The following is an 8,378-nucleotide window of genomic DNA, read 5'->3' on the forward strand; positions in this document are numbered from 1 at the left end:
TTCAAGGGGTGACAAGGCGACTAAAAGGCTTGCTGGATAAGGCGCATAGCCGTTAGACCCCTAGAAAAATCGGGGTGTTTTCCTGGCTTGAGGCGGATCAAAGAAAAGGCGAGTTCCGAGTACGCGTCCATCGACTCGATCCAGAAGCTCCCATAAGTACCTATCCAAAAATCGCTATGTCTTTCCGGACCGCGTTTCGCTTCTTTGGAGCGACAAATATAATCGCGAGTTCCCGATTTCTTGAGATTTTGACCACGGGTTGTATTCAAAGAGTAAGCGATAGCGATTAATAAAATTAAGGCGAGAAAGCGAGGCTCGCTCACTTTCGTTTTTTCAAGATTATATCCTCCCGTTTTACAATCTTTGAACATCGCTTCAATCCCGAATCGAGATTTATATAACTTGAGAGTTATCTCTAAAGATTCTAGGTTGGTCAATAAATACCAAGGCTCTTTAGACCCTTTAGTTCGATAACCTCTTTTCCAATAAGTTGCTAGGTTGAACCCCTCGATCTCATGGCTTTTCGTGTGGGTCACTCCCCGAAAGAAGTTTCGCTCGCCCCGGTTCGGTTCTAACTCGGAAAGGGCTTGATAGTTTTCTCCATCTTTCAATCGCGTGTAGGTACTTTTCTTTTGACGGAAGATAAAAGCTACACCTCTGTCGTCAAGCCACTTCCCTAATTGCGCTGACTGAAATTCACGGTCTCCCATTACGACGAGCGGATAGGGTTTCAACAACCCTAAGACTGGCTTGAGGAATTTTTTCTGTTCCCCGAGAGCGCTACTTCCTTTTTTATTCAGTAACACCCAATATACGGGCAAAGCTCTCCGACCACAAATCACACTGGCGACGAATAAATTTCTCCCCTTCCAATCGGTTCTATCTATGACGACTAATAATCTTCCCGCGTGTTTCAGTTTTTTGAGCCTTCTTCTTTGCTCTCGATTTTTATTTTTTCCGCTAAATTCTAGCTTGACGATCTGTTTGATCAAAGGAAACCACAAGAGTTTCACGTTTAGTTGCGGGAGCTTAAGAAATCTCTGCAAATTCCGTCTTCTACTTTCAAAGGTTATCGGTTGCGGGAAAAGAGCGGCCAGTTTCTCTAGTTGGACTATCCGATGACTTTGTAAGAGCAGGATTAGGAGCTGTAAGGTCAAATAGCTCGCCTCGCTAAGGTTCGCCTGTAAACAAGCCTGATAGAATGAAGGTAACATTTTAAAATTTTGAGTGGTTGTCCTAACCACTCTATTTCTTTAGGGGGTCGTTTGGCTAGACCCCCCGCTCTATCTAGCTTGTAGCCCCTCTGTCACCCCTTGAAAAACGTAGGAGGTGGTTTGATAGATGGGAACGGCGCGGGCGTTGGTTCCGGGGGCAGGTTCCTGGCCGGCGTGTACTTGCAGCGTCTCGAAACGGTAACGGTCAGACATGGGCGCTCAGGGACGAAAATAAAGGATAAATTCCTCGATTTGTGCGATCGAGGAAAAAGGGTGATTAAATTACCTCATTAGGGGATGGAATGGGTACAGTAGGCTTATTCGCTTACTGTATTTTTCTATCATAGCCATTTCTGCCTTCTGCCTGCCAGTCAATTTATCGAGATATCCTGTATACAGAATATCTTTTATGCCGAAACTAGATTGTGTTAAGGTAATTGCTACAAAAGAAAGTACCAGCTAGACTGGTGGAATGAGAATGTACCATTTAGACCCAAGGAAATTTTGTTATAATTGCTTCTGGATAACCCCGATTCCTTTCTTGGATAAATAAATGCTTTTTTGTCCAACTTTCTGACTAAAACTAACGAGATAATCGTTTTAATTCATAATTTCTAAAACATTTAATTAGCGACTATAATAACTATAAATAGACCAGTATTTCCCGATATTTTGCCAGCCAGAAGGGAGAGAAATAACGAGACTAAATCTGACTTTATCGAAAAAATACAGGACAAGTTTACTTTTATTTTATAGATAAAATTATCAAGAATTACCTGATTTGTAATCCCATCCCATAAACTATCTCTATTACCAATTAAAATGCTCAAAATTCGCCTTTTTGCCAGACCAAGCAATCTCTTTTTTTTGTTATTAATCTTGGCGATTATTTTTAATCCCTTCGTGATTGTCAATGCGGGAGAAAGAGGGGTTTTAATGGTTTTTGGTCAAGTACAGGATAAAATACTTAATGAGGGTATTCACGGGATTATTCCCGTTGTTAACACGGTGAAAAAACTAAGTGTGAGAATTCAAAAACAACAGATAGCGGCCGAAGCTTCCTCCAAAGACCTACAGGAAGTATTCACAGATGTGGCCATGAATTGGCATATTTTAGCATCAGAAGTTAATACTATTTTTCAACAAATTGGCGATGAAGCGGCTGTCATTGAACGAGTGATCGATCCAGCAGTGGAGGAAATTCTCAAGGCAGTTATGGCTAAATATACCGCCGAAGAATTAATTACTAAACGGGAGGAGGTGAAAGGGGAAGTAGATATTCGTTTGAGCGAAAGACTGAAAAATTATCATATCGGTGTCGATGATATTTCTTTGGTTCATGTCAACTTTTCCGATCGCTTTACCGATGCGGTGGAAGCCAAACAAATTGCCGAACAGGAGGCCAAAAAAGCCGGTTTTATGGTGTTGAAAGCCTTGAAAGAATCGGAAGTAAAAATCAATCTGGCTAAGGGAGAGGCGGCAGCTCATCGCATTCTCCAAGATTCCTTAAGTCCAGAAGTTTTACAGAACAAAGCGATCGAAAGATGGGACGGTAAACTTCCCCTATTTATGGATGATAATCTGCTTAAGTCCCTTGAATTGGCTAAAGATAAGCGAAAAACTAAATGATAAAAACAATTTATTAAAACCATAAGAAAGAATACTTGATTTTATTGAAGTTCACTGCGAGGAACTCCTCTATGCTATTTAAATCCCGAAAGACAAAGCAGAAATTTAACCCCGATTACTGGCGAGATCATTCGGCCAACGAACGCACCTATCTGTCTTGGATGCGTGCCTCGATCGCTTTGATGGGTTTTGGTCTGGTCATTTTGCGTTTACGAACAGTATCTTCGTCATCTCTAGGACTGGGTTGGTTGTTGGGTTTTGTCTTCGCTATGGTGGGATTATTAACCGTTGTCATCGCCACGCGCCGATATTTTCTCATCCGGCGAGCGATCGATAGTAATAGCTACGAACCTGCTCAAGTCTGGATTATTTGCTTTAGTATAGCGATCGCTTGTCTAGGGTCGGGAATTCTCTATTTTGTCGCCACCAGTCCCGATAGCGGTGGAGTAGAAAGCATCGGTTTCGATTAAAACCCCATCCTCGGACGGAGCGGGATGGGGAGAAAATTGCTCGATACAGGCGGTAAAATCCAGATAACTACTTAGAATTACCCATTTTCCGACCTTTCCCAGGAAGGGGCGAAAGGTGGACAAATCAAAGGACAGGCGCGCCAATGACTGTGGACAGCGACTCCCAAGCGTTGACAATAGCCGTTTCCTCTCCCCTGAAACTTATAAAACCGACAATAACGACAGGTGGAGGAACAACTGACAACTTTGGGGAGAGGATTTCCCTTGGTTTCGATCGCTGTTAGTTTTGGGGATAGGGTGGAAATGGTGTCTAGCAAGGAAGTCTCCAAGGCTAACGGGGTTCACTAGCGACTCTTACCGTACCTAGTCCCAAATTATGTCACAGTCGCCCATCCTCCCGGAGTATAACGGTTGACACGCTCCTAAAAAATTGAGAAAATCCCTTGCTGCCAGAACTATTCCACCACAACACGCCTAGAAAAGCCCCAACTTAAGGAGGCCGCCACCATCATTAATACCATCCACTCTGGCGGCAAATAGGTTGGTTGATAAGCTTTTAATAACAATCTTCCCCCTACCGCTAAAACCGTCAGATAGGCCGCATCTTGTAGGTAAACAAACTCAGCTAACCACCTGACAAATAAACCGGTCAAAAATCGTAGGGCTAACATTCCCAAAATACCACCAGTCAGAAGAATCCAGAATCGATCGGCCAGGGCGATCGCTGTTGTCACACTATCGAGGGAAAAAGCCAGATCCGTAAAAGCAATCAGAACAATAACACGGCCAAAAGATTCTATGGCGAGATTAGTGGCAAAATTTTGGTCTTCTATTTCTATATCTAAAAATTTCTGGCAAAAATGCTTACCCGCTAACCAGATCAGATAAATAGCACCCAGTACCTCCACCTGCCAGAATTTAACTGTCCAACTGGCACTGACTAACATGGCAACTCTTAACACAAATGCCCCGGCCAATCCCCAGTTTAAAGCCTGGCGTTGTTGTCTGGGGTCGGGAAGTTCTCGCACCAAAGCGGCCAGGGCGACGGCATTATCGGCCGATAGAATGGTTTCTAAGACTGCCAGGGTGAGAATAGTGCCGCAAGTGGTTAGAGAGAGATTTTCAGCTATATCGAGAATTTGAGGGGACATATAATTATATTTTTACTCCTATGACGTTGTAGATGCGTCTTGGTATTTCCTGCTAGGATTCTTGACTATTTTTTTGTCGGTATAAATCTAAGGTCAAGTTCTTGAGCTTGCGATCGATGGCGAGATTGCTGACCACACTCTCCTTGATCAGGATTTTGGCCGGACACTATCATCTTAGGTACGGGACAAGCATAAAAGCAAATATTCTTAATTGTCGTTTTAATAAATAAAAGTGATGAAAGGGCGAGGGGGTTTCCCAGCTTTGCATAAAGGGAATTTATGGATTTGAAAACAAAGAATATTTGTTTTTATTAAAGCCATTGCCTAGAGTGAAAACAGAGACTCAAAAAGATCACTCAAGGAGATCAAAAACGATGAAACCGAAGCTACTGACAGCCTTCTGTCTATTGCTAATCACAGTTTTTTCTTGCTTCCACCCTGCCATCGCTAGGGCCGTTACCCCCACTGGCGGCGCACCGGCAAAAATTACTCTGGTCGAGCCGGCTGCCGCCGATAATCTGCAAAAACTACAGGAAACTAACGCCTGTGTCGGTTGTGACTTTAACGGAATTAGCCTCAAAGATTTAAACTTGTCCTCGGCCAATCTAGAAGGAGCAAACCTCAGTCAAGCGGATCTAGAAAGAACTAACCTACAGGGTGCTAATCTCAAAGGGACTGACCTCCGGGGAGCCGACCTCGGCAAAACTCTCCTAGCGGGAGCCGATTTAAGCAAGGCCAATCTCTTAGGTGCAGATTTAGAAAAAGCTAACCTGCAAGGAGCAAACTTAACCAACGCCAATCTGCAAAAAGCTGACTTAGAGAAGGCCAATCTCACTAATGCTCGGTTAGACGGTGCTAACCTGCAAGATGCGGACGGTGAAGGGGCGATCGGTGTCGATCCCAATCTATTCTAAAAAAAGTTTTTATGGCAGAATCAAGTTTTAGCGGTTTTCAAGGAGAGCAATATCTATGGAAATTACTCCTTTTTCTCAGCGATCGCTAGATGGGGAGGGAGCGGAAATGCTGCTAGACTTTAAAAAAGCCCATCAGCAAGATTTAAAGGCAATTGCCGAGATTTTGGCAAGAATTAGTCACCAATCACCAGAAAAGGTAGAAATTCTCTTGGAGACAATGCTAAAACAACTGATAGAGCCAAAAACACCTTTCTACGAGACGGCAACATCGACGGAACGAGCGCAAGCTTTTCGGGATTGGGCAAGTAGTCACGATCGAGGCAGCGCACTTTTATCCGACTATGCCGTAAGTCGCGATAGTATCTATGACGATGAGTGCCTGTGACTTTTTTAGTTGATACTAATGTCTTATTGCGAAGTGCGGAACCTGATCACACCATGTATGGCGATGCTGTGGGTGCGACAAGTCTATTATTGGGACAAGGAGAAAAACTCTATATCGCACCACAGAATTTAATCGAGTTTTGGAACGTTTACACCCGTCCAATTAATAGAAATGGTTTAGGACGCACAGTGGCCGCAGCCAAGGCTGAAATCGATCGCCTAAAGTCACTTTTTCCCATTATTGACGATCTGCCCGCTATTTATCCCGAATGGGAACGCTTAGTCTTCACCTATTCAGTCAAGGGTGTGCAGGTACATGATGCGAAGCTAGTAGCAGCCATGTGCGTTCATGACCTTACACATATTCTGACCTTTAATGTTGACGATTTTAGCCGTTACCCGGAAATAATCGCCGTTCATCCTGCGACCGTCAGGTGCTAACAATAAGGGTGACTTTTAAGCAAAAACGCGAGCATCCCGAGGACGAACATAAACTTGCTCCCCGACTTGGAGGTGCAGTTGATCCAGTTGTTCTCGATTCAGATGGGCAATCAGGAGAGAGCGATCGGGTAGAATTAATTCCACATCGATGGCCCAACCCAGATGGATAATGCGCTCGACTTTTGCCGCAATACTAGACCCATTGGGAAAAGAGAGAATTTCTAGGTCGTGGGGACGAATGAAAATCTTGACTCCGTTAGTACCCCCTCCGAGCTGCTCGAATAGTGCAGCCGAGGTCGGTGGTAAAACATTCACCCGGCCGATAAAACTCATCACAAAAGCAGAGGCAGGATGATCGTACACCTGATCGGGAGTTCCCACCTGTTCGATTTTACCCTCATTGAAAATTACGATCTCGTCGGCCACTTCCATGGCTTCCTCCTGGTCGTGGGTGACAAAAACACTGGTGACATGAACCTCCTCGTGTAACTGTCGCAACCAAACTCGTAGCTCTTTTCTAACTTTGGCATCCAAGGCCCCAAAAGGCTCATCTAATAATAATACTTCCGGTTCCACCGCTAAGGCCCGGGCTAGGGCAACCCGTTGACGTTGACCCCCGGATAGTTGGGCCGGATAGCGATCGCCTAATCCCTGCAATTGAATTAAACTCAAGAGATTGTCCACTCGTTTTTGAATGTAGTCCGGGGCAGCTTTGCGAATCTTTAAACCGAAAGCGATATTCTGACGCACCGTCAGGTGTTTAAAAAGCGCATAATGCTGAAAAACAAAGCCAATATTCCTTTTTCTGACATTTAAATGGGTTGTGTCTTTGCCGTTGATGATAATTTTGCCTGTGTCGGGAGGTTCTAATCCTGCGATCGCTCTCAGGAGAGTGGTTTTTCCTGAACCGGACGGCCCCAGCAGTGCCACCAGACGATTCGATTTGATCTCTAGGTTGATGTTGTCTAAAGCAGTAAAGGTGCCGAATTTTTTCGATACTCGCTCGATGATGATGCTCACGGTAATCCTCTGGCAAAAAAATGTATAGGGTTTGACCGTATTTTAACCATGATTCAATCGCAATCGTATTAAAATACACTTACATTTTACAAGATAGCAAGAAAATTAAGTTTCGATTCGGAGATTACTGGTTGTAAACAGAGACTAAAAAGATTGAACAGCGATAAAAGCTTACTATTACTCTTTTTTGCTCTTTTAGTCGGTTCTAAAGGCTTAATTAACTAATTTTGTCCCTTAACCACCAGAAACACACCGGAGAAAAGAGACAACTGAGGCAAAAATGGACTATTCTTTATTGACAATATTTAGCTTTTTTATCGGAATTGTCGTGGGATTAACGGGAATTGGCGGTTCATCCTTGATTACACCCCTATTAATCTTTGTATTTCAGGTTCCCGCTACCACCGCAGTGGGTTCCGATGTGGTAGCGGCCGGGTTGATGAAAGTGGTCGGCACTGTTCGTCACTGGCAACAGCAAACGATCGAGTTAGAAGTGGTAAAATGGCTAGTAATTGGCAGTGTACCCGGTTCTCTGTTAGGATTAGTCGGTTTTCGCTATTTTCAGCAGAATAGCTCCCTCAATCTCGATCAATGGCTGCCCCATATCATCGGTCTTGTCTTGATGATCGTGACTGTCCTAGCGGCCCTAGAACTACTAATCTCCTTATTTTTTCCCGATTTGTCCCCTTGGTCCTGGCCAAAATTAGATTTAACCACTCGATCGGGTCAGATAAAAACAACGATATTAGGGGCAGTTTTAGGCTATTTGGTCGGTTTAACCAGTATTTCCAGTGGTTCCTTATTTGCATTGGTCTTGATGACCTTTTTTCAGCTTGATTCTCGCAAATTAGTCGGTACAGATCTATCGCAAGCTTCCATCCTCTTAACCTGTACTTCCATCGGTCATCTGGGATTAGGAACAGTAGATTGGAATCTGGTACTTCCTATCTGGTTGGGTGGAATACCGGGGGTAGTAGTGGGAGCAAGATTATCGGAATATTTCCCCAAAAATGCCCTAAAAATACTGCTTTATACTATTCTAGTCACGGTCAGTTGGCGCTTACTCCAACCCACCTAACCCCCATAGTTCACTCGAAGGTCATCGGAAATTTTGGGTCTGAAACCCCGCCGTTCTAGGTTGGCTTTACGTTAGAA

11 protein-coding genes are annotated in these 8,378 nt (G+C 44.0%); 6 read left to right on the plus strand and 5 right to left on the minus strand.

Annotated features, from left to right (window positions below; all coding sequences use genetic code 11):
* Nucleotides 1-20: 20 nt before the first annotated feature.
* Nucleotides 21-1,214: an IS4 family transposase gene (locus PX636_RS20285; protein ID WP_149989937.1), complete on the minus strand. Its 1,194-nt coding sequence runs from the start codon at nt 1,212-1,214 to the stop codon at nt 21-23.
* Between the two features lie 69 nt (nt 1,215-1,283).
* Nucleotides 1,284-1,427, minus strand: coding sequence for a PLP-dependent transferase (locus PX636_RS20290; protein ID WP_288118527.1), 144 nt, complete (start codon nt 1,425-1,427; stop codon nt 1,284-1,286).
* A 609-nt stretch (nt 1,428-2,036) separates the two neighbouring features.
* Between PX636_RS20290 and PX636_RS20295 the strand changes: the two genes are divergently transcribed.
* Both PX636_RS20295 and PX636_RS20300 read left to right on the plus strand, forming a co-directional pair.
* Nucleotides 2,037-2,843 (plus strand): prohibitin family protein, encoded by an 807-nt coding sequence (locus PX636_RS20295; RefSeq protein ID WP_002795961.1) that lies wholly within the window; start codon nt 2,037-2,039, stop codon nt 2,841-2,843.
* Nucleotides 2,844-2,914: 71 nt separating this feature from the next.
* A complete protein-coding gene (locus PX636_RS20300) occupies nt 2,915-3,313 on the plus strand; it encodes a YidH family protein (protein WP_002795962.1) in 399 nt (132 codons plus the stop codon).
* 77 nt (nt 3,314-3,390) lie between these two features.
* Here PX636_RS20300 and PX636_RS20305 read toward each other — a convergent pair whose 3' ends face one another.
* The gene (locus PX636_RS20305; RefSeq protein ID WP_223210634.1) at nt 3,391-3,630 is read right to left on the minus strand and encodes a hypothetical protein; all 240 of its coding nucleotides are present in this window, start codon (nt 3,628-3,630) and stop codon (nt 3,391-3,393) included.
* 138 nt (nt 3,631-3,768) lie between these two features.
* Nucleotides 3,769-4,464, minus strand: coding sequence for a TerC family protein (locus PX636_RS20310; RefSeq protein WP_288118529.1), 696 nt, complete (start codon nt 4,462-4,464; stop codon nt 3,769-3,771).
* 374 nt (nt 4,465-4,838) lie between these two features.
* Between PX636_RS20310 and PX636_RS20315 the strand changes: the two genes are divergently transcribed.
* From PX636_RS20315 to PX636_RS20325, 3 genes are read left to right on the plus strand one after another with little or no spacing between them, the layout of a single operon-like run.
* Nucleotides 4,839-5,378: a pentapeptide repeat-containing protein gene (locus PX636_RS20315; protein ID WP_002795965.1), complete on the plus strand. Its 540-nt coding sequence runs from the start codon at nt 4,839-4,841 to the stop codon at nt 5,376-5,378.
* A gap of 55 nt (nt 5,379-5,433) precedes the next feature.
* The gene (locus tag PX636_RS20320; protein WP_002795966.1) at nt 5,434-5,763 is read left to right on the plus strand and encodes a hypothetical protein; all 330 of its coding nucleotides are present in this window, start codon (nt 5,434-5,436) and stop codon (nt 5,761-5,763) included.
* Nucleotides 5,760-6,203, plus strand: a complete 444-nt coding sequence (locus tag PX636_RS20325; protein ID WP_002795967.1) for a type II toxin-antitoxin system VapC family toxin — start codon at nt 5,760-5,762, stop codon at nt 6,201-6,203. The genes PX636_RS20320 and PX636_RS20325 overlap by 4 nt, the downstream gene beginning before the upstream one ends.
* Before the next feature lie 15 nt (nt 6,204-6,218).
* On the opposite strand, the gene PX636_RS20330 is transcribed toward PX636_RS20325, so the two are convergent.
* A complete protein-coding gene (locus PX636_RS20330; RefSeq protein ID WP_288118531.1) occupies nt 6,219-7,223 on the minus strand; it encodes a sulfate/molybdate ABC transporter ATP-binding protein in 1,005 nt (334 codons plus the stop codon).
* A gap of 280 nt (nt 7,224-7,503) precedes the next feature.
* Here PX636_RS20330 and PX636_RS20335 point away from each other — a divergent pair, with 280 nt between their 5' ends.
* Complete coding sequence (locus tag PX636_RS20335; RefSeq protein ID WP_002795969.1) at nt 7,504-8,301, plus strand: sulfite exporter TauE/SafE family protein; 798 nt, start codon at nt 7,504-7,506, stop codon at nt 8,299-8,301.
* Nucleotides 8,302-8,378 lie beyond the last annotated feature (77 nt).

Source organism: Microcystis sp. M53598_WE2 (assembly GCF_030067735.1).
Lineage (GTDB): Bacteria > Cyanobacteriota > Cyanobacteriia > Cyanobacteriales > Microcystaceae > Microcystis > Microcystis aeruginosa.